Here is a 19557-nt window from a genome sequence, read left to right on the forward strand (position 1 = left end):
CGCCGACCGGCCCCGCCCGGCCTGTCCGGGCGTCGGCCGACCCGCCCCGGACCACCCCGGCTCCGTTCGGCCCGGCTCCGTTCGGCCCGGCCCCGCTTGGCCCGGCCCCGCTTGGACCCGTCCGGCCCGGCCCCGCCACGTCCGGCCCCGTCGGGCCCGGTCCGGTCCCGCTCGGCCCTGCCCGGCCCATGCTGCCGTCGACCACGCGGGCGTCGACCACGCGGGCGTCGACCACGCGGGCGTCGACCGTGCCGGCGTGGACCATGCGGGCGTCGACCGGGCCCGGTTGGGCCGGCACCACCGGCCGGGACGCCCGGTCAGCCGGCGCGACGCCGGCCCGCAGCGCCCGCATCCAACCCGACACAGCGACGATGTGCAGGTCCCACTCGGCGGTCGGGCGGCGGGTCGACTCCGTCGCCATCTCCAACGCCGCCACCCACTCGCCGGCGTAGTACGCCCGGGCCCACTGGTCGGCGAAGCTGGTCGCCAGGCTGTGCCCGCCGCCCAGGTCGAGCGAGCGCTGCTCGTCGACCAGCCGGGCCGAGCGGGCCAGGTCGCCCTCCTCCTGCGCCGCCCAGGCCAGGTTCTGCACCGCCCGACGTCGGCTGGCCAGCCGCTCCACCCGGCAGTGCTCGGCCACCTCGGCCAGCTCCGCGTACGCCGCCTGCTCGCCGGCCATGTACCGGGCCACCGCGAGGGTGATCCGGGCGTTGGCCCGGACCTCCGGCAGCAGCAGCCGTTCGGCCAGCTCGGCCGCCGACCGGGCCGCCGCGCAGGCCGGGTCGGTCTCCGCGTTGAGCATCCGGACCCGGGCCAGCTCCAGCAGCGCCTCGGCCTTCTCCTCGGACTCGGGCAGCTCGGCGTAGATGCCGATGGCCCGGTCCAGGCAGCGCAGCGTCTCGGACCGGTCGGCCCGGCTCCAGGCGGCCGTGGCGAGCAGGGTCCAGGCGCGGGCCGCCCCGGTCCGGTCCCCGGCGTCGGCCAGCCGGCCGGCGAGCCCGGTCAGCGTGTCGGTGCCCCCGTCGACCAGGAACGCGTCCCCGTCCCGGAAGAGGGCCAGCTCGGCGGCGAACAGCTCCAGCCCCGGGTCGGGCTCGGCACCGACCGCGAGGGCCCGGCCGACCAGCGTCGCCGCGTTGTCCAGCGCGTGCAGCGCGTACGCCCGGCGGGCGGCCCGGTGCAGCGCGGTCCGCGCCGCCTGCCGGGCGTACGGGGCCGGGTCCAGTCCGACGGTGCGGGCGATCTCGTGCGCCGTCCAGCGATGGTTGGCCAGCACCTCGGCCAGGTCGTGCTGCCGCCCGTCGGTGAGCTGTTCCAGCCAGTCGGCGGTGCGTTGGTGGCGCAGCACCCGCTCGGCCCGGGGCAGCCGCTGGTAGCACACGTCGCGTACCAGGATGTGCCGGAACCGGTACTCCGGCTGGCCGGGCATGGTGGAGGTGGGCAGCTCGAACACCATGTCCCGGCGCTGCAACCGGTCCAGCGCCCGCTCCACCCACTCCACCGGCCGGCCGAGCGCGGTCGCCACCGGCGCCGGCCAGAACTGCACCCCGACCACCGCGGCGGCCTGGAGCACCGCCCGGTCGGCCGGGTCGAGCAGGTCGAGCCGGTTGGCGATGACCGCCTGGACGGTGCGGGGCATGCCGGGCGTCGCGGCCGGGTCGAGCCGGGCGGCCGGCTCCAGCAGCCCGCCGTCCATCAGCATCCGGGCGTACTCCTGGGCATAGAGCGGGTTGCCGTCGGCGAACTCGATCAGCGGCGCCCGGGCCGCCGCCGGCAGCGCCGCCTGGCCGAGCAGCAGCGAGTAGAGGGTGTCGATGTCCGCGTCGTGCATCGGCGGCACCGAGATGGACATCGCGCCGCTGATCGTGCCGGTCCAGGCCGGGTGTCGCTCCCGCAGCTCCGGCCGCGCGGTCGCCACCACCAGCAGCGGTACGCCCCGGGCGGCGGCGCCGAGCTGCTCGACGAAGGTGAGCATCGCCTGGTCGGCCCAGTGCATGTCCTCGAAGACCAGCACGGTGGGGCCCTGCCCGGCCAGGGCGAGCAGGAACCGTCGCCACGCCGCCTCGGTCTCGCCCGGGGGCAGCCGCGCCCCGGCCACTCCGAGCAGCGGCCCGAGCGTACCGGCCAGCCGTGCGCCGTGCGGGTCGCCGAGCTGGCCCAGCCGCTGGCGCAGCCGGTCGCGTAGCGCGTCCGGGTCGTCGGTCTCCGGCACCCCGACCCAGCCCTTGACGATGTCCGCCAGCGCGGCGTAGGTGACGTTCTCGCCGAACGGCGGGCACTGTCCGACCAGCCAGGTAACCCGGTGCCCGGGCAGGTTGGCGGCGTGCCGGGACAGCTCGCGCAGCAGTCGGCTCTTGCCCACCCCGGCCGGGCCGAACACGGTCACGAGCTGGGAGGTGCGCTCGTTGACGGTGCGGTGCAGGGCGCTGACCAGCAGGCCGCGCTCGTGCTCCCGGTCCACCATCGGGGTCAGCTCGGCGGCCTGCGGGTCGGTACGTGGCCGGGCCTGGACCGCGAGCCAGATCCGGCTCACTGCGGAGCGACCGCGCAGGGTGACCGGCGGTCGGTCGACGTACTCCATCTCGTGCCGGGTGGCCGACCAGGTGCTCTCGTCGACGACCACGCCGCCCGGGGGTGCCAGCGACTGCAACCGGGAGGCGGTGTTCACCACGTCGCCGGTGACGAATGCCTGGCCGCCGTCGCGGGTGGCGGAGAGGTCGACCAGCGCCTCGCCGGTGGCCACGCCGACTCGGAAACCCAGCGGCGGCTGCGGTCCGGCGGCCTGCCGGGCCAGGTTGCGTTGCAGCTCCAGCCCGGCCCGTACGCAGCGCAGCGCGTCGTTGTCGGTGGCGACCGGGGCGCCGAAGAGCGCCATCACCGCATCGCCGATGTACTTCTCCACCACCCCGCCGTACTGGTGGACCAGCTTGCGGACGGTGGCGAAGTAGGCCTGCTGGAGGCTGCGGGCCTGTTCCGGGTCGGCCTGCTCGGCGTAGGTGGTGAAGTCGACGATGTCGATGAAGAGCACGCTGACCTGGCGGCGGTCCTCCTGCACCGTCACCGCGTGGTCGCGGAGCGGCTGGCCGCAGTTGGTGCAGAAGTTCGCCTCCGGGCTGTTGCCGTGCCCGCAGGAGGCACAGTCCAGCGTCAGGGCCTGTCCGCAGCCGCCGCAGAAGCGGTCGTCCGGTCCTGCCGTCCGGGAGCAGTGTCCACACTTGAGGTCGATGACGAACTCCGTACGTGAGGAGATTCCAGTATCCCGCCGCGCGGCTCAGTCGGGTACCCGACGTGCGGGCGGACCGTGCGGCTGATCGGCCGCCACTAGTGTTACCCACGAGGAAAGTTCGCCGTCAGGAGAGTGCCGTGCAGGTTCGACTGTCCGCCTACTGGACCGACCCGGACGGAACCGTCCGGTCTCCCGGGGAGACGGTCGACGTCGACGCGGTCACTCTCGCCAGACTGGAGGAGCAGGGCATGGTGGAGAACCCCGACGGCCAGACGGCCTCGGACACGAGCACGTCGGGCGAGCCGAGCAAGATCGGGCCTGGCCCGTCCGTACCGCCGAGCAAGATCGGCCCCGGTCCGGGCGTACCGCCGAGCAAGATCGGCCCCGGCCCGGGCGCACCGCCCGCGGACGACAGCGGCAAGTGAACCACCGGCGCGGCCGGCGGACCTCGGGTCCGCCGGCCGCGCCGTTTCCGCCTACCGGGTACGGCACGACGCGGCCAGGCCCGATGCAGCCCGCCCGGTACGGCACGACGTGGCCCGGTACGACGTGGCCCGGCATGACGTGGCCTGGCCCGGCATGACGTGCCTGGCCCGGCATGACGTGCCTGGCCCGGCATGACGTGCCTGGCCCGGCACGACGTGGCCTGGCCCGGCACGACGTGGCCTGGCCCGGCACGACGTGGCCTGGCCCGGCACGACGTGGCCCGGGACGGCACGACGTGGCCCGGCGGGACCGGGCGGGGCGTTCGGGGCGGCGGCCGGCACGCGGGCCGGGGCGAGGGTCGGGTCAGCGGTCGTTCATGCCGGCGCGCCGGCGCAGGGCCGACACGTCGGTGACCACGATCCGCCGGCCCTCGGTGCGCAGCCAGCCCCGGCTGGCGAAGGAGCCGATCGCCTGGTTGACACTCTGCCGGGAACCGCCGGCCATCTCGGCGAGCTGGCTCTGGTTGAGCTCGATGGTGATCATCGGGGCCTGGCTCTCGCCGGCCAGCCGGACCAGGGTCTTGGCCACCCGGCCGGGCAGGTCCAGGAAGACGTGGTCGGCGTTCTGCTCGGTGAGCCGGCGGATCAGCCCGCCCAGCGAGCGCATCACCGCGTCCAGGATGCGCGGGTTGGAGTGCACCAGTTCCATGAAGGCCGGACGGGACAGGGCGAGCGCGGCGCAGTCCTCGATCGCCTCGGCCGAGGCCGACCGGGTCGAGGCGTCCAACAGGGAGACCTCGCCGAGCACGTCGGGGGGTCGGATGACCGACAGCACGGCCCGTTCGCCGGTCGGCGCGGTGCGGAAGACCGCCACCGCCCCCCGGCGCAGCACGATCAGCGACTCGCCGGGATCGTTCTCGACGAAGAGGAGTTGACCCTTGCGGTAGGTGCGCGGCACGGCCGCGGCGATGACCCGCTGGCGCACCTCCGGCTCCAGCCCGGCGAACATCTCCACGCCCGTGAGGGCGTCACCCGGCTCCGGCAGGCGCATCTCCACGGCCGAACCCCTCCCCGGTCACGGACCACAACTCGCTCACCGGGTGAACCTGACGGCCCCTGAGAGGTGAACTGACACCGATCGGCGTCCGGTAGCGGTACACATCAGATCATGGCGGTCCAGTCGCTTGCTGTACACCCCTGTAAACACTTCCGTGACACTCCCGAGCTGCGGCGGACGGCCGGCTGAGGTGCCGGGGCGGCACCGGCGTGGCGTGTCGTGCCGGCCGCCGGCCGTGCGGGGCGGGCCACCCCGCGTCCGCCGCCGAACGGCCCCCGCCCGCCGCTGATCCCGGGGGGTGGGCGAGGATGGGCGGCGATGGCATACCGCTACTTCTACGACTGCGAATTCATCGAGGACGGCCGGACCGTCGACCTCGTGTCGATCGGCGTGGTCGACGAGCACGGCCGCGAGTTCTACGCGGTCTCCACCGAGTTCGACGACTCCCGCGCCGTGCCCTGGGTCCGCCGCAACGTGCTGGACAAGCTGCCGTCCCCGGCCGACCGGGCCTGGCGGTCCCGGTCGGCGATCCGGGACGAGCTGTACGACTTCCTGATGGAGCCGGTCCGGGACCGTCCGGGCGAGCAGCTCGAACTGTGGGCCTGGTACGCCGCGTACGACCACGTGGTGCTGGCCCAGCTCTGGGGGGCGATGCCCGCCCTGCCCCGGGAGATCCCCCGGTTCACCAAGGAGTTGCGGCAGCTCTGGGACGACCTGGGCCGGCCACGGCTGCCGGACGCCGACGCCGACCGGCACGACGCGTTGGTCGACGCCCGGCACAACCTGGCCCGGTGGCGGGCGATGACGGCCCGTGGCGGCCGGCAGGTTTGACCCGTTGCGTCCCGGGCACGGTGTCGGCGAGCCGATCCGAGGGAGTGCGCCATGGCCGACGTGCCGACCACCACCACCGACGCCCGGCGGCGGGTGACCGAGCTGATCCGGGACGCCCGGATCTGCATGCTGACCACCACCGGCGTCGACGGCCGACTGGTCAGCCGGCCGATGGGGCTCCAGGAGGCGGAGTTCGACGGCGACCTGTGGTTCTTCGCCTACGCCGACTCGGCGAAGGTGCGCCAGATCCGGGTCAACCCGGAGGTCAACGTCGGCTTCTCCGACCCGCGGCGGCACGCCTGGGTGTCGGTCTCCGGCACCGCCCAGGAGGCGTACCACCGGGCGAGGGCCGAGGAGCTGTGGCACCCGGTGCTCCGGGCCTGGTTCCCGGACGGCCTGGACACTCCGGGGCTGACCCTGCTCAGGGTGCACGCCGGCGCGGCCGAGTACTGGGACTCGCCGGGCGGCACGGTGGTCAACCTGCTCGGTGTCGCCAGGGCGGCGGTGACCGGGCAGCCGCCGAGGGCGGGGGAGAACCACGAGGTCAGCTACTGACCGGTAGGCGGCCCGGCGGGCGGGACGGCCGGGGCGCGGTGTCGGCGTACACCCACGCCGACTACAGTGCGCACTGACGGCCCGCCCCGGGCCGGCAACGGCGCCGATGGTCTGATCTGACACATATCCTGGGGCTTAACCGGGCTTCACCTGATGCTCCAGGAGGATGAGCAGATCATGCGTATCGGCGTGCTCACCGGCGGCGGCGACTGCCCAGGTCTCAACGCGGTCATTCGGGCGGTGGTCCGCAAGGGCGTCGCCACCTACGGTCACGAGTTCGTGGGCTTCCAGGACGGGTGGAAGGGCCCGCTGGAGGGCCTGTCCAAGCCCCTGGGCATCCCGGAGGTCCGGGGCATCCTGCCGCGCGGCGGCACCATCCTCGGCTCGTCCCGCACCAACCCGTTCAAGATCGAGAACGGCGTGGAGCGGATCAAGGAGAACCTCGCCGCGCAGGGCGTGGAGGCGTTGATCGCGATCGGCGGCGAGGACACCCTCGGCGTCGCCACCAAGCTGCACGAGCTGGGCGTCAACGTGGTCGGCGTGCCGAAGACCATCGACAACGACCTCGGCGCCACCGACTACACCTTTGGCTTCGACACCGCCGTCAACATCGCCATGGAGGCGATCGACCGGCTGCACACCACCGCGGAGAGCCACCACCGCACCCTGGTCGTCGAGGTGATGGGCCGGCACGCCGGCTGGATCGCCCTGCACGCCGGCCTGGCCGGTGGCGCCAACGTGATCCTGCTGCCGGAGCGGAAGTTCGACGTCGAGCAGGTCGCCGGCTACGTCGAGAAGCGCTTCCAGCACCAGTACGCCCCGATCGTGGTGGTCGCCGAGGGCGCCCAGCCGCTGGACGGCCAGATGGTCCTGCACAACCAGGAGCTGGACGCCTTCGGCCACGTCCGGCTCGGCGGCATCGGCCAGTGGCTGGCCGAGCAGTTGGAGGCCAAGACCGGCAAGGAGGCCCGCACCGTCGTGCTCGGCCACATCCAGCGCGGCGGCACCCCGACCGCGTTCGACCGGGTGCTCGCCACCCGGCTCGGCCTCCAGGCCATCGACGCGGCGCACGAGGGCGACTGGGGCAAGATGGTCGCGATGCAGAGCACGGACATCGTCCGGGTTCCGCTGGCCGAGGCCACCCGCGAGCTGAAGACCGTGCCGCTGGAGCGGTACGAAGAGGCCGAGGTCTTCTTCGGTAGCTGATCGCCCGACCCGGCGGCGGGGTGGGATCGCCCGCCGCGCCGCCGGTGTCCGCGACGGAAGGGGTACGACTGCGATGGCAGCCGCCAGGCACACGGTCGCGGTGATCGGCGCCGGCAAGATCGGCGAGTTGATGCTCTCCGGGTTGCTGCGCTCCGGCTGGCCGGTCCAGCGGCTGCTGGCGACCGCCCGCCGTCCGGCCCGTGCCGAGGAACTGGCCGCCCGCTACGGCGTCCGGGTGGTCGACAACCTGACCGCCGTGGACGAGGCGGCGGTGCTGGCGATCTCGGTGAAGCCGCAGGACGCGGGCGTGCTGCTGGACGAGATCGGCCCGAAGGTGCCGGCCGACAAGCTGGTCATCTCGCTCTGCGCCGGCCTGCCCACCAGCTTCTTCAGCCGCCGGCTGCCCGAGGGCACCCCGGTGGTCCGGGTGATGACCAACACCCCGGCCCTGGTCGACGAGGCGATGAGCGCGATCTCGGCGGGCGCGCACGCCACCGGCGAGCACCTGGCCCTGGCCGAGGAGATGTTCAGTCCCCTCGGCGCGACCCTGCGGGTGCCCGAGTCGCAGCAGGACGCGGTGACCGCGCTCTCCGGCTCCGGGCCGGCCTACTTCTACCTCCTGGTCGAGGCCATGATCGACGCGGGCATCCTGCTCGGCCTGCCCCGGCAGGTGGCGCACGAGCTGATCGTGCAGACCGCGATCGGCTCGGCGGTGATGCTGCGCGACTCCGGCGAGCACCCGGTCAAGCTCCGCGAGGCGGTCACCTCCCCGGCCGGCACCACCATCTCCGCCGTCCGCGAGTTGGAGAAGCACGGCGTCCGCGCGGCGCTGCTGGCGGCGTTGGAGGCGGCCCGGGACCGGGCCCGCGAGCTGGCCGCCCAGGCCGACTGAGCCCGGCCTCCGGCTCGACCGGGTGGCCGGTGCCGGTGACGGGTCGGTGTCGGCGCTTCGGGTGCCCCATACTGGCCCGGTGTTCACTCTCGCCCAGGCGCGCTACCTGGTGGCCACCCTGCGTCCCCGCGTCGACGAGCTGATCGGCATCCGGGCGGACCTGGCCGAGCTGCGGGTCGACCTGGCCGGCCCCGGGGTGTCGGCGTTGGGCGGCCGGGCCGAGGTGAAGGCCCTGGAGGCCCGGCTGCACGCCGTGCTGGAGGAGCTGAACTCGCACGACATCCAGGTCAAGGGCATCGCGCCGGTGCTGCTCGACTTCCCCGGCGAACGCGAGGGCCGGGCGGTGCTCTGGTGCTGGCTGGAGGGGGATGCCGACGTGCGCTGGTACCACCGGGTCGAGTGCGGCTTCGCCGGCCGCCGCCCGATCCGGTAGCGCGGCCGGACCGCACCCCGGCGGAGAACCAGGAGGCGCTGCGGCGGGCCGCCGGCCCGGTTCAGGCCAGCGTCGCCAGCAGGGCGGGGGAGACGTTCCCGCCGCTGAGGACCAGCACCGTCCGGGTGCCCGGGGCGGCCGTCACCCGGCCGGCCCGCAGCGCGGCCAGGGTGACCGCGGCGGCCGGTTCGACCGGCAGCCGGGTGACGTCCAGCAGGTCCCGCCAGGCGGGCCGGATCTCCTCCTCGGAGACCTCCACCAGGTCGTCGACCAGCTCCGCGACGTGCGCCAGGGTGAGCCGGCCGGCGAACGGCGCGGCCAGCCCGTCGGCCATCGACACCGGCCGGGCCGCCGGGATCCCGCCGCCGGTGCGCAGCGCGTGCCCGACGACGTTGGCGGTGGCCGGTTCGACCCCGACGATCCGGGCGGTCGGGACCGCCGCCCGGATCGCGGCGGCCACGCCGCTGATCAGGCCGCCACCGCCGACCGGCACCAGGACCAGGCCCGGCGGCGGGCCGTCGGCCAGGATCTCGCGGCCCACGGTGGCCTGCCCGGCGATGACGTCCGGGTCGTCGAACGGTGGCAGCAGGTGGTAGCCGCGCTGCTCGGCGAGCGTCCGGCAGGTCGTGAGCAGGTCGTCGGTGAGGACCACCTCGCCGCCCCACCGGCGGACCGCCTCGATCTTGGTGGGCACCGCGTGCGGCGGCATGCAGACGACCGTGGGCAGCCCGAAGGTGTGGCCGGCGAAGGCCACCGCCATCGCGTGGTTGCCCGCCGAGAAGGCGGCCAGCCCGGGTGGCATCCCCTGCCGTTCGGCGAGGGCGAGCAGCGCGTTGAACGCGCCCCGGGTCTTGAAACTGCCGGTGTGCTGGAGGTTCTCCGCCTTCACCGCGACGTCGAGACCGAACTCGTCGCCGAGTCGCGGGCAGGGCAGCAGGGGGGTCCGGACGATCCGCCCGGCGAGCCGCCGCTCGGCCGCGACGATGTCGTCCACGCTGGTCAACCGCACCGCCGGAGCCTAGCCGGGGCGGTGCGGTCCGGCTAGCCCGCGCCGGGGCGGGGGCGCGGTCAGCCGCCGGCCGGGCCGGAGAGCGGGTCGGCCGGCGGGTCGGCGACGGCGAAGACCACCACGTTGTCCCGATAGTGGCCGACGCGCCGGTCGAAGTCGCCACCGCAGGTGATCAGCCGCAGCTCGGGGCCGGGTGTCGGGCCGTACACGGTGGCGGTGGGGAAGGCGTCCTTGGGCGTCCGCAGCGCGCCGGTGACGCGGAACGACACCGGGCGGTCGCCGCGCCACACCTCGATCCGGTCGCCCGGGCGCAGCTCGCCGAGGCGGGCGAAGACCGCCGGCCCGCGCCGCGAGTCCAGGTGCCCGGCGATCACCGCCGGCCCCGGGTCGCCGGGTGCCGGGCCGCCGCCGTACCAGCCGGCCCGGTCGAATTCGGCCGGTGGGACCAGGGCACCGGCGCGGTCGAGGCCGAGCGTGGTGAGGGTGGAGTCGACGCCGATCCGCGCCACCCGTACCCGGGTGGGGGGACCCTGCGCGGCACGGAGGGTGCCGGCACCGGTGGCGCACCCGGCCGCGCAGCCGGGCTGCCAGCTACCGGCGGGCGCGGCCGGCCGGGCCTCCGTCGCCAGGCCGACCCCGGTGCCGGCGGCGAGGCAGAGCGCCGCGCCGGCCGCGACCAGCCCGGCGGCCGACGGCCGGCGGTCGCGGTGCCGCCGGATCGCGAAGCCGGGCCGGCCGGTCACCAGACGGGTCGCCGCCGACGCCGCACCAGCACCGTCGTCCCGACCACCACGGCCCCCGCGAGCACCCCGCCGGCGACCATCGGGTACGCCCCGAGCCCGCCGCCGGCCAGCCCGCCGGCCCCGGCCTGCACCCCGCCGGCCGGGGTGACCTCGCCGCCCCGGGCGTCCTCGCGCAGCTCGGTGGTGAGCCCGCCCCGCTTGCCGTCGAGCACCAGCAGCGAGTAGACCCGGCCGCCGTCGAGGGTGACCTCGGTGTCCGTGGTCGGCCCGCTGCCGCCGCCGAGGCGCAGCCGCCAGCGACCCGGGGTCACCTCCCGGTAGTCGGTGGTGGTGGCGAACCGGACGGCGTCGGCGATCGTCGGCCCGTCGGTGGCCGCCACGTCGACCACCGGGGCCCGCACGGACGCCTGGACGACCCGGATCTTGGCCTGCCCCCGCGCCGGGGCGCTCAGGTCGTCGACGAGCACCCGCAGGCCGAGGTCGGCGTAGCGGCCCACCCCGGCGACCGTGTATGCCTCACCGGCCCCGACCGCCACCTCGGTGGTGAGCACCGGCGGCTCGCTGACCGGGGCGCCGGCCTCGCGCATCGCCACCGCGTAGCGGCCGGTCGCCAGGGGTAGGTAGCGGGAGACCACGCCGTACCCGACGGCGGGGAAGACCTGCGGTGCCGCGTCGCCGGGGGCGGAGAGGTAGACGTCCACCGCCGGGGTGTCGGGGGAGAGATGGGCGAGCCGGACGTAGCCGATGTCGCGGGGCGCGGCACCGGCCGGCGGGGCGCCGGTGGCGGCCAGCGCGGCACCGAGCAGGAGCGCGCCGGCGGTGCCGGTCAGCCGGCGCGGCGCGGTACGGAGCTGGGGCATCTCGCCTCCGGGGTGGTAGTCGGGTCCCGGCACTCAGCGTCCCGTGGACGGGACTGGATCGCAAGGGCGACGCCCCGGGGCGGCCCGCCGTTTCCGGTCGGTGTGGTTCGGTCCCCGGATCCGGTACCGTCCGGTCATGATCAACGTGCGACGGGCCCACGTCCGGGCCGACGCTGCGGCTGAGCCTGCCCGTTCCGATCCGCTGAGGAGTTGCCGTTGTTCGCGCTGGCGTTGACCGACACCGCCGAGCTCCGCCCGCTGTCACCCTGGCACGCGGAGGAGTTCCTGACCCACCTCGACCGGGCCCGGGAGCACATCGCCCCCTGGGTGGGAGCGTCCTTCGTGGCCACCGACCTCGACTCGGCCCGACGCGTGCTGCGCCGGTACGCCGAGCGGTGGGCGGACGACGCCGGCGGCATCTGGGGGATCTGGGCCGACGGCACCCTGGTCGGCGGGGTGATGTTCGTTTCCTTCGATCCGCAGTCCGGGGTGGCCGAGGCGGGCTGCTGGCTGGAGCCCGGCGCGGAGGGGCGCGGCCTGGTGACCCGGGCGGCGAGCCGGATCCTGGACTGGGCGATCCGGGAACGCGGCATCCACCGGGTGGAGTGGCGGACCAAGGTCGACAACGTCCGCAGCATCGCGGTGGCCCGGCGGCTCGGCATGCGGCACGAGGGCACCCTGCGCGAGGTCGCCTCGGGGCCGGCGGGACGGATCGACATCGCGGTCTGGGCGGTGCTGGCCGGGGAGTGGCGGGCCGCCGGCTGATCCGCCGGGCGGTGGCCGGAGGGGCGGCACCCGGGCAGCCGGGTGTCGCCCCCCTCCGGTGGAGCGGGTGAGCGGTCAGCCGTCGGCGTAGCGCCGGGCGGCGGCCAGGGCGGCCCGCAGCCGCTCCGCGCCGACCGGGGCGGGCTGGTCGAAGTCACCCGCCGGGTCGGCCGCGTAGAGGGCGGCGTACGCGCTGGTGTCGCGCTGGAACCGCCAGCCCTCGGCGAGCGGGCCGACGTCGACCGTGTCGTAGCCGAGCGAGTCGAGGAACGCGGTGACCTCGGCCTTGGCCGTGGCGTCGTCACCGGCGACCGGCAGGGCGGTCCGGTCGGCCGCACCGGCCGGGCGGGCCAGGCCGAGCAGGTGCTTGAAGTAGATGTTGTTGAAGCCCTTCACCACCCGCGACCGGGGCAGGTGCCGCTGGAGCAGCTCGCTGGTGGTGGTCGACTCGTCGTCCAGCTCCGGGTACCGCCCGTCCCGCTCCGGGTAGTAGTTGTTGGTGTCGATGACGGTCGTGCCGGCGAGCGGCTCGGCGGGAACGTCGCGGTAGGCCCGCAGCGGGATGGTGACCACGACCAGGTCGCCCGCTGCCGCCGCCTCGGCCGGGGTGGCCGCCCGGGCCCGGGGGCCCAGTTCGTCGACCAGCTCCTTGAGCGTCTCGGGTCCGCGTGAGTTGCTGAGCACCACGTCGTGGCCGGCGGTGACCGCCAGCCGCGCCACGGTGCCGCCGATGTTGCCGCTGCCGATGAGTCCCACAGTTGTCATGCCCAGGCCAACCCGCCCGGCCCGGGCCGTATTCCCGACTATTCCACTCGGTTATCTTGGTGGGCGTGGTTTTCGGGCGATAAACCCCTAGCGACCCCGGCATTCGCCCGATGACCTTCCCTTCAGGACCGATTGAGTGATATCTATCTCCCACCACCACTTCCCCACCCCCAGGAGTGCGACGTGCGGAGATCCCGACTCGTGACCCTCGCCGTGAGTCTCGCGGCATCCATCGGCGTGACCATCGGCATGGCGGTGCCGGCCCAGGCTGCTCCCACCGACCGGTACGTCGCCCTCGGTGACTCGTACGCCTCCGGCGTCGGCGCCGACAGCTACACCTCCGAGAGCGGCGCCTGCCAGCGCAGCACCAACGCCTACCCGGCGCTGTACAACACCAACATCAAGCCCGCCTCGTACAAGTCGGTGGCCTGCTCCGGGGCCACCACCACCGACGTGGTCAACAGCCAGCTCTCCGCGCTCGCCTCGAACACCACGCTGGTCAGCGTCACCATCGGCGGCAACGACGTCGGCTTCTCGTCGATCATGACCACCTGCGTGCTCCAGGGGGAGACCCAGTGCGTCGCGGCCGTGCAGGCCGCCGAGAACAAGGCCCGCGCCGAGCTGCCCGGCAAGCTGGCCACCGTCTACAACGGCATCAAGTCCCGGGCGCCGTCGGCCCGGGTGATCGTCGTCGGCTACCCGGTCTTCTACCAGCTCGGCACGGTCTGCGTGGGGCTCAGCGCGACCTCCCGGGCGAAGATCAACGAGGGCATCAACCTGGTGGACGACCTCACCCGTACCGCCGCCACCTCGGCCGGGTTCACCTTCGCCGACGTCCGGTCCATCTTCGTCGGGCACCAGCTCTGCAGCTACGGCGAGAAGTGGCTGCACGCGCTGAACTACCTCAACCTCGGCATCTCGTACCACCCGACGGCGGCCGGTCAGGCCGGCGGCTACTACCCGGTCTTCCGCTCCGCGGCGGGCTGACCGGTTGCCGGGCCGACCGGCTCTCCGAGGCCGTGCCGGCCACCCGCGGGGGTGGCCGGCACGGCCTCTCGGTCGGCTTCGGAGGGTCGCCGGCGGCGGGCGTCCGACCGGGGGAGTCGGGCCGGTGTCCTCCGGTCCACAGTGTCGGCACCGGTCCGCCCGGCTGGCCCGGCCGTCGCACCGCCGTGGCCCTCGCACCGCCGTGGCCGTGGGCTGTTCGGCTCAGGTCGGGAGGACCCGTTCGATCGCGGCGCGCAGCTCGGCCGAGTCCGGGGTGACCGTCGGGGCGAACCGGGCGGCGACGGCGCCGTCCGGGGCGACGAGGAACTTCTCGAAGTTCCACCGCACGTCCCCGGTGTGTCCCTCGGCGTCGGGGGTGTCGACCAGCGCGGCGTAGAGCGGATGCCGGGCCGGCCCGTTGACGTCGACCTTCTCCGTCAGCGGGAAGGTGACTCCGTAGTTGACCTCGCAGAACTCGGTGATCTCGTCGGCTGTGCCCGGCTCCTGCCCGGCGAACTGGTTGCACGGCACGCCGAGCACCGCCAGGCCCCGGTCGGCGTAGCGGGTGGACAGCTCCTGGAGGCCGGCGTACTGCGGGGTGAGGCCGCAGCGGGAGGCCACGTTCACCACCAGCAGCGCCCGGCCCCGGTACCCGGCCAGGTCGACGGGGCCGCCGGCCAGGGCGTCGATCTCGATGTCGAAGACGGTCATGCCGCGAGGCTACGCGCCGGGGCGGTCGCCCGCGCGGGGCCGCAATAAATCGATGCATGCACATCTTGACGAAGTGATGACGGCGTGAGTAGCGTCTCCCCATCGATTTGGAAAGTTTCCTAACTGTTTGGGGAGGCGCCACATGAAGAGATCGCTCCGCCGCGCCCTGTGGGCCGGCGCAGTGGCCGCGCTGACCGTTGCGGCGGTACCAGTGACCTCGGCGTTCGGCGCCGGAAGTGTGACCGCGACGTTCGCCGCGGCCCAGGACTGGGGGACCGGGCACGAAGGCCGGGTCACCGTCGCCAACGGCTCCAGCGCCAGCATCAGCACCTGGCGTATCGAGTTCGACCTGCCGGCCGGCACCACCATCAGCAGCTTCTGGGACGCCGACGTCACCAGCAGCGGCAACCACTACGTGGCGGTGAAGAAGAGCTGGGCCGGGCCGCTGGCCCCGGGCGCGAGCTTCAACTGGGGCTACAACGGCACCGGGCCGTACAAGGCGCCGCTGAACTGCACCATCAACGGCGCGCCGTGCGGCGGGGGCGGCACCCCGCCCACCACCACGCCGCCCACCACGACCCCGCCGACGACCACGCCCCCGACCACCCCGCCACCCACCACGCCCCCGCCCACGACCCCGCCGCCCAGCGGTGACAAGAAGGTCGTCGGCTACTTCGCCGAGTGGGGCGTCTACGGCCGCAACTACCACGTCAAGAACATCGCCACCAGCGGCTCCGCCGCCAAGCTCACCCACATCCTGTACGCCTTCGGCAACACCACCGGCGGTCGGTGCAGCATCGGCGACAGCTACGCCGACTACGACAAGGCGTACACCGCGGCGGACAGCGTGGACGGCGTCGCCGACACCTGGGACCAGCCGCTGCGCGGCAGCTTCAACCAGCTCCGCAAGCTCAAGAAGATGTACCCGCACCTGAAGGTGATCTGGTCCTTCGGCGGCTGGACCTGGTCGGCCGGCTTCACCCAGGCCGCGCAGAACCCGACCGCCTTCGCCGACAGTTGCTACAGCCTGGTGAAGGACCCGCGCTGGGCGGACGTCTTCGACGGCATCGACGTCGACTGGGAGTACCCCAACGCCTGCGGCCTGCAGTGCGACGCCAGCGGCCCGAACGCCTTCAAGAACGTGATCAGTGCGCTGCGTACCAAGTTCGGCTCGTCCGCGCTGGTCACCGCCGCGATCACCGCCGACGGCAGCAACGGCGGCAAGATCGACGCCACCGACTACGCGGGTGCGGTGGGCAACCTGAACTGGCTCATGCCGATGACCTACGACTACTTCGGCGCCTTCAACGCGCAGGGCCCGACCGCCCCGCACTCGCCGCTCACCTCGTACACCGGGATCCCGCAGCAGGGCTTCAACTCCGACGCGGCGATCCAGAAGCTCAAGGCCAAGGGCGTCCCGGCCAACAAGCTCCTGCTCGGCATCGGGTTCTACGGCCGGGGCTGGACCGGGGTGACCCAGGCCGCCCCGGGCGGCACCGCCACCGGCGCCGCTCCGGGCACCTACGAGGCGGGCATCGAGGACTACAAGGTCCTCAAGAACACCTGCCCGGCCACCAGCACGATCGCCGGGACGGCGTACGCCAAGTGCGGCAGCAACTGGTGGAGCTACGACACCCCGGCCACCATCGGCGGCAAGATGACCTACGCGAAGAACCAGGGCCTCGGTGGCGCCTTCTTCTGGGAGCTCTCCGGTGACACGGGCAACGGCGAGCTGATCGGCGCCATCAAGGGCGGACTCGGCTGAGCCGAGCGCCGACGCACCACCCACCCGGCGGGGAGGGACCACGCACCGGTCCCTCCCCGCCCGCACGTCCCTCCCCGCCCGCACGTCCGTCCCCGCCCGCACGTCCCTCCCCGCCCGGACGTCCTCCTCGTCCGCACGTCTTCCCCGCCCGGACCCGCTCCGCCGGGCCGAACGGCGCGGAGCGCCGACGGAGACGGCGGGGCCGTGACGGGTTGCCATGCCACCGGTCCGATGTGACAGACTCGCCGCTCGGCATGTCCCGATATCCGTACGCCAGGGAGGACCCATGGGCCCGAAGCTGCGCACGACCGGCGTCGCACTGCTGGCGCTCGTGCCGTTCACCCTGCTCGGCTGCGGCATCGGCGGGGACGACGAGGCCGACGGCGGCACCGAGCGGGCCCCGGCCGAGGAGGCCGCCACCAAGGCCCGCGAGCGGGTGCAGGCATACCTCGACGCGATGGCCGCCAAGGACGCCGCCGCCGGCCGCAGCCAGCTCTGCGCGCCGATGCACGAGGGCTTCGACGCCGCCGCGACCGGCCCGAACGGCGACTTCGCCGACCACTTCGAGGTGCCGGGGGCGACCATCACCGACATCCGGTCCGGCGCGCGCGGGCAGGAGGTCAGCACCTCGGTGACCGTTTCGGTGGCGGCCAAGAAGATCGCCAAGCCGCTGTTGTTCACGGTCACCCGGGACGGCGCCGACTGGTGCATCTCGGGTGAGGAGCCCGGTGGGCACACCCCGGAGCCGTCCGTCACCCCCTGACTCCCAACTACCGGAACCACGCCCCTCGCCGCCGGGCCGTCCGGACCGTCGCCGTACGCTTTCTCCCATGCGCCATGAGTGGCATCAGCTGAGCTACCCCGCCGTGAGCAGCCCCGGGCTGCAGACCAGCCGACCCACCGTCGACTCGGCCGAGGACGCCGCCCTCGGCCTCGACCGGTGGCGTGACCTGCCCCGCGAGCAGACCCCGCCGTGGTCCGACCCGGCCCAGGTCGCCGAGGTGTGCAAGGTGCTCGACACCGTGCCGTCGGTGGTCGCGCCCTACGAGGTCGACCAGCTCCGGCGGAAGCTGGCGCTGGTGTGCGAGGGCAAGGCGTTCCTGCTCCAGGGCGGTGACTGCGCCGAAACCTTCGCCGACAACACCGAGAGCCACCTGCTGGCCAACGCCCGCACCCTGCTCCAGATGGCGATCGTGCTCACCTACGGCGCGTCCCTGCCGGTGGTCAAGGTGGCCCGGGTCGCCGGGCAGTACACCAAGCCCCGCTCGCTGCCGACCGACGCCCGTGGCCTGCCCGCCTACCGGGGCGACATGATCAACGCGCTGGAGGCCACGCCGGGGGCGCGGGCCGCCGACCCGCAGCGCATGATCCGGGCGTACGCGAACTCGGCCGCCGCGATGAACATGCTCCGCGCGTACCTGGCCGGCGGGCTGGCCGACCTGCACGCGGTGCACGACTGGAACAAGGGCTTCGTGAAGAACTCCCCGGCGGGGGAGCGCTACGAGGCGATCGCCCGGGAGATCGACCGGGCGATCGCGTTCATCCGGGCCTGCGGCATGACCGAGGACGACGCGCTGCGCACCGTCACCCTCTACTGCTCCCACGAGGCGCTGGCCCTGGAGTACGACCGGGCGCTCACCCGGGTCTCCGACCGCCGGGCGTACGGCCTGTCCGGGCACTTCCTCTGGATCGGCGAGCGGACCCGGCAGATCGACGGCGCGCACATCGACTACATCTCCCGGATCGCCAACCCGATCGGTGTGAAGCTCGGCCCGACCACCACCCCGGACGAGGCGATCGAGCTGTGCGAGAAGCTCAACCCGGAGAACATCCCCGGCCGGCTCACCCTGATCAGTCGGATGGGCAACCACCGGGTCCGCGACGCCCTCCCGCCGATCGTCGCCAAGGTCACCGCCGCCGGGGCGAAGGTGGTCTGGCAGTGCGACCCGATGCACGGCAACACCCACGAGTCGTCCAACGGCTACAAGACCCGGCACTTCGACCGGATCGTCGACGAGGTGCTCGGCTACTTCGAGGTGCACCGCGGCCTGGAGACCCACCCCGGCGGCATCCACGTCGAGCTGACCGGCGAGGACGTCACCGAGTGCCTCGGCGGCGCCCAGGGCATCGAGGACCTCGACCTGCCCGATCGGTACGAGACCGCCTGCGACCCGCGACTGAACACCCAGCAGTCGTTGGAGCTGGCCTTCCTGGTAGCGGAGATGCTGCGTGGCTGACGAGAAGACGGGCGTGCCGGGCACGGCGGGCCCCACGGGCGGGGACACCCTGGTGGACCTGCGCTCCGACACGGTGACCCGGCCCACCGCCGGGATGCGGGAGGCGATGGCCACCGCCGAGGTCGGCGACGACGTCTACGGCGAGGACCCGACGGTCACCGCGCTGGAGGCCGAGGTCGCCGCGCTCTTCGGGCACGAGGCGGCGCTCTTCGCCCCCACCGGCTCGATGGCCAACCAGATCGCCCTCCAGTTGGTCGTCCCGCCGGGCGAGGAGCTGCTCTGCGACGCCGACGCGCACGTGCTGACGTACGAGGTCGGCGCGGCGGCGGCGTACGGCGGGATCTCCTCGCGGACCTGGCCCGCGGTCGGCGCGGACGTCGACCCGGAGATGGTGGCCGGGATGGTCCGGCCGGACGGCTACGTCGCGGTGCCGACCCGGGCGATCGCCGTCGAGCAGACCCACAACCGGGGCGGCGGCGGGGTGATCCCGCTGGCCACCCTGCGCGAGCTGCGCCGGGTCGCCGACGCCGACGGGCTGGCGCTGCACTGCGACGGCGCTCGGATCTGGCACGCGCACGTCGCCGACGGCGTACCGCTGGCCGAGTACGGCGCGCTCTTCGACACCCTGTCGGTCTGCCTGTCCAAGGGCCTCGGCGCGCCGGTCGGCTCACTGGTGGTGGGCAGCGTCGAGAAGATCACCCGGGCCCGGGTGCTGCGCAAACGGATGGGTGGCGGGATGCGCCAGGTGGGCGTCCTCGCCGCCGCCGGCCGGTACGCCCTCGCCCACCACGTCGAGCGGCTCGCCGACGACCACGCCAAGGCGGCCCGGCTGGCCGAGGCGGTCGCCCCGTACGGCGTGCTCGCCTTACCGGTGCGCACGAACATCGTCCCGCTGGACCTGACCAAGCACCCCCTCGACGCGAAGGCCCTGGCGGCTGCCGCCCGGGCCGAGGGGGTGCTGATCTCGGTGCTCGGCCCGCGTACCGCCCGCCTGGTCACCCACTTCGACGTCGACGACACCGCGATCGACCACGCCGCCCAAGTCCTCACCCACCTCCTAACCACCTAACCCCCCCCGCCTCCCCGGCCT

At 74.0% G+C, this 19557-nt stretch carries 19 protein-coding genes; 12 read left to right on the forward strand and 7 right to left on the reverse strand.

Going from position 1 to position 19557, the window contains the following annotated elements:
* A partial coding sequence (locus ACIQG9_RS09405; protein WP_400400099.1) for an adenylate/guanylate cyclase domain-containing protein occupies nt 1-3250 on the reverse strand: 3250 nt, incomplete at its 3' end.
* Between the two features lie 113 nt (nt 3251-3363).
* Here ACIQG9_RS09405 and ACIQG9_RS09410 point away from each other — a divergent pair.
* Nucleotides 3364-3651: a hypothetical protein gene (locus tag ACIQG9_RS09410; RefSeq protein ID WP_400399647.1), complete on the forward strand. Its 288-nt coding sequence runs from the start codon at nt 3364-3366 to the stop codon at nt 3649-3651.
* Between the two features lie 364 nt (nt 3652-4015).
* On the opposite strand, the gene ACIQG9_RS09415 is transcribed toward ACIQG9_RS09410, so the two are convergent.
* A complete protein-coding gene (locus tag ACIQG9_RS09415) occupies nt 4016-4708 on the reverse strand; it encodes a Crp/Fnr family transcriptional regulator (RefSeq protein ID WP_334490553.1) in 693 nt (230 codons plus the stop codon).
* A 318-nt stretch (nt 4709-5026) separates the two neighbouring features.
* Between ACIQG9_RS09415 and ACIQG9_RS09420 the strand changes: the two genes are divergently transcribed.
* The 5 genes from ACIQG9_RS09420 (at nt 5027) to ACIQG9_RS09440 (ending at nt 8625) form a co-directional block, all read left to right on the forward strand.
* Entirely contained in the window at nt 5027-5539 is a 513-nt protein-coding gene (locus ACIQG9_RS09420) for a polyadenylate-specific 3'-exoribonuclease AS (protein WP_400399650.1), read from the forward strand.
* A gap of 51 nt (nt 5540-5590) precedes the next feature.
* Nucleotides 5591-6094: a pyridoxamine 5'-phosphate oxidase family protein gene (locus tag ACIQG9_RS09425; RefSeq protein ID WP_400399652.1), complete on the forward strand. Its 504-nt coding sequence runs from the start codon at nt 5591-5593 to the stop codon at nt 6092-6094.
* A 177-nt stretch (nt 6095-6271) separates the two neighbouring features.
* The gene (locus ACIQG9_RS09430; RefSeq protein WP_400400101.1) at nt 6272-7300 is read left to right on the forward strand and encodes a 6-phosphofructokinase; all 1029 of its coding nucleotides are present in this window, start codon (nt 6272-6274) and stop codon (nt 7298-7300) included.
* Nucleotides 7301-7373: 73 nt separating this feature from the next.
* Nucleotides 7374-8192 (forward strand): pyrroline-5-carboxylate reductase, encoded by an 819-nt coding sequence (proC, locus tag ACIQG9_RS09435; protein WP_400399654.1) that lies wholly within the window; start codon nt 7374-7376, stop codon nt 8190-8192.
* A 79-nt stretch (nt 8193-8271) separates the two neighbouring features.
* Nucleotides 8272-8625 (forward strand): DUF2203 domain-containing protein, encoded by a 354-nt coding sequence (locus ACIQG9_RS09440; RefSeq protein ID WP_400399656.1) that lies wholly within the window; start codon nt 8272-8274, stop codon nt 8623-8625.
* Nucleotides 8626-8686: 61 nt separating this feature from the next.
* Here ACIQG9_RS09440 and ACIQG9_RS09445 read toward each other — a convergent pair whose 3' ends face one another.
* The 3 genes from ACIQG9_RS09445 to ACIQG9_RS09455 are packed head-to-tail and all read right to left on the reverse strand — an operon-like array spanning nt 8687 to nt 11237.
* A complete protein-coding gene (locus tag ACIQG9_RS09445; protein WP_400399658.1) occupies nt 8687-9634 on the reverse strand; it encodes a threonine/serine dehydratase in 948 nt (315 codons plus the stop codon).
* A 59-nt stretch (nt 9635-9693) separates the two neighbouring features.
* Nucleotides 9694-10377 carry a class F sortase gene (locus ACIQG9_RS09450; protein ID WP_400399660.1) on the reverse strand — a complete coding sequence of 228 codons (684 nt, stop codon included), beginning with the start codon at nt 10375-10377 and terminating at the stop codon, nt 9694-9696.
* Complete coding sequence (locus ACIQG9_RS09455) at nt 10374-11237, reverse strand: DUF4397 domain-containing protein (RefSeq protein WP_400399662.1); 864 nt, start codon at nt 11235-11237, stop codon at nt 10374-10376. The genes ACIQG9_RS09450 and ACIQG9_RS09455 overlap by 4 nt, the downstream gene beginning before the upstream one ends.
* A gap of 216 nt (nt 11238-11453) precedes the next feature.
* Here ACIQG9_RS09455 and ACIQG9_RS09460 point away from each other — a divergent pair, with 216 nt between their 5' ends.
* Entirely contained in the window at nt 11454-12002 is a 549-nt protein-coding gene (locus ACIQG9_RS09460; RefSeq protein WP_400400103.1) for a GNAT family N-acetyltransferase, read from the forward strand.
* Nucleotides 12003-12077: 75 nt separating this feature from the next.
* Here the strand turns inward: ACIQG9_RS09460 and ACIQG9_RS09465 are convergent, their stop codons facing one another.
* Nucleotides 12078-12767 carry an NADPH-dependent F420 reductase gene (locus tag ACIQG9_RS09465; RefSeq protein ID WP_400399664.1) on the reverse strand — a complete coding sequence of 230 codons (690 nt, stop codon included), beginning with the start codon at nt 12765-12767 and terminating at the stop codon, nt 12078-12080.
* A gap of 183 nt (nt 12768-12950) precedes the next feature.
* Here ACIQG9_RS09465 and ACIQG9_RS09470 point away from each other — a divergent pair, with 183 nt between their 5' ends.
* The gene (locus tag ACIQG9_RS09470; RefSeq protein ID WP_400399666.1) at nt 12951-13754 is read left to right on the forward strand and encodes an SGNH/GDSL hydrolase family protein; all 804 of its coding nucleotides are present in this window, start codon (nt 12951-12953) and stop codon (nt 13752-13754) included.
* A gap of 222 nt (nt 13755-13976) precedes the next feature.
* Here ACIQG9_RS09470 and ACIQG9_RS09475 read toward each other — a convergent pair whose 3' ends face one another.
* On the reverse strand, nt 13977-14465 hold the full coding sequence (locus ACIQG9_RS09475; protein ID WP_400399668.1) for a glutathione peroxidase: 489 nt from the start codon (nt 14463-14465) through the stop codon (nt 13977-13979).
* Nucleotides 14466-14607: 142 nt separating this feature from the next.
* On the opposite strand from ACIQG9_RS09475, the gene ACIQG9_RS09480 reads away from it, so the two are divergent.
* The 4 genes from ACIQG9_RS09480 to ACIQG9_RS09495 all read left to right on the forward strand — a co-directional run bounded on the left by ACIQG9_RS09480 (nt 14608) and on the right by ACIQG9_RS09495 (nt 19536).
* Nucleotides 14608-16230: a glycosyl hydrolase family 18 protein gene (locus ACIQG9_RS09480; RefSeq protein ID WP_400399670.1), complete on the forward strand. Its 1623-nt coding sequence runs from the start codon at nt 14608-14610 to the stop codon at nt 16228-16230.
* A gap of 286 nt (nt 16231-16516) precedes the next feature.
* Nucleotides 16517-16993, forward strand: coding sequence for a hypothetical protein (locus tag ACIQG9_RS09485; protein ID WP_400399672.1), 477 nt, complete (start codon nt 16517-16519; stop codon nt 16991-16993).
* Between the two features lie 67 nt (nt 16994-17060).
* Entirely contained in the window at nt 17061-18467 is a 1407-nt protein-coding gene (locus tag ACIQG9_RS09490; RefSeq protein WP_400399674.1) for a class II 3-deoxy-7-phosphoheptulonate synthase, read from the forward strand.
* A 49-nt stretch (nt 18468-18516) separates the two neighbouring features.
* Complete coding sequence (locus ACIQG9_RS09495) at nt 18517-19536, forward strand: threonine aldolase family protein (RefSeq protein WP_400400105.1); 1020 nt, start codon at nt 18517-18519, stop codon at nt 19534-19536.
* Nucleotides 19537-19557 lie beyond the last annotated feature (21 nt).

The organism is Micromonospora sp. NPDC092111 (assembly GCF_044755745.1).
Taxonomy (GTDB): domain Bacteria; phylum Actinomycetota; class Actinomycetes; order Mycobacteriales; family Micromonosporaceae; genus Micromonospora.

What these genes read in the sequence shown, in the direction of transcription:
- ACIQG9_RS09420 (WP_400399650.1), top strand. Translation starts at nt 5,027, where the DNA reads ATGGCATACCGCTACTTCTACGACTGCGAATTCATCGAGGACGGCCGG.
- ACIQG9_RS09425 (WP_400399652.1), top strand. Translation starts at nt 5,591, where the DNA reads ATGGCCGACGTGCCGACCACCACCACCGACGCCCGGCGGCGGGTGACC.
- ACIQG9_RS09430 (WP_400400101.1), top strand. Translation starts at nt 6,272, where the DNA reads ATGCGTATCGGCGTGCTCACCGGCGGCGGCGACTGCCCAGGTCTCAAC.
- proC (WP_400399654.1), top strand. Translation starts at nt 7,374, where the DNA reads ATGGCAGCCGCCAGGCACACGGTCGCGGTGATCGGCGCCGGCAAGATC.
- ACIQG9_RS09455 (WP_400399662.1), bottom strand. Translation starts at nt 11,237, where the DNA reads ATGCCCCAGCTCCGTACCGCGCCGCGCCGGCTGACCGGCACCGCCGGC.
- ACIQG9_RS09465 (WP_400399664.1), bottom strand. Translation starts at nt 12,767, where the DNA reads ATGACAACTGTGGGACTCATCGGCAGCGGCAACATCGGCGGCACCGTG.
- ACIQG9_RS09475 (WP_400399668.1), bottom strand. Translation starts at nt 14,465, where the DNA reads ATGACCGTCTTCGACATCGAGATCGACGCCCTGGCCGGCGGCCCCGTC.
- ACIQG9_RS09480 (WP_400399670.1), top strand. Translation starts at nt 14,608, where the DNA reads ATGAAGAGATCGCTCCGCCGCGCCCTGTGGGCCGGCGCAGTGGCCGCG.
- ACIQG9_RS09485 (WP_400399672.1), top strand. Translation starts at nt 16,517, where the DNA reads ATGGGCCCGAAGCTGCGCACGACCGGCGTCGCACTGCTGGCGCTCGTG.
- ACIQG9_RS09490 (WP_400399674.1), top strand. Translation starts at nt 17,061, where the DNA reads ATGCGCCATGAGTGGCATCAGCTGAGCTACCCCGCCGTGAGCAGCCCC.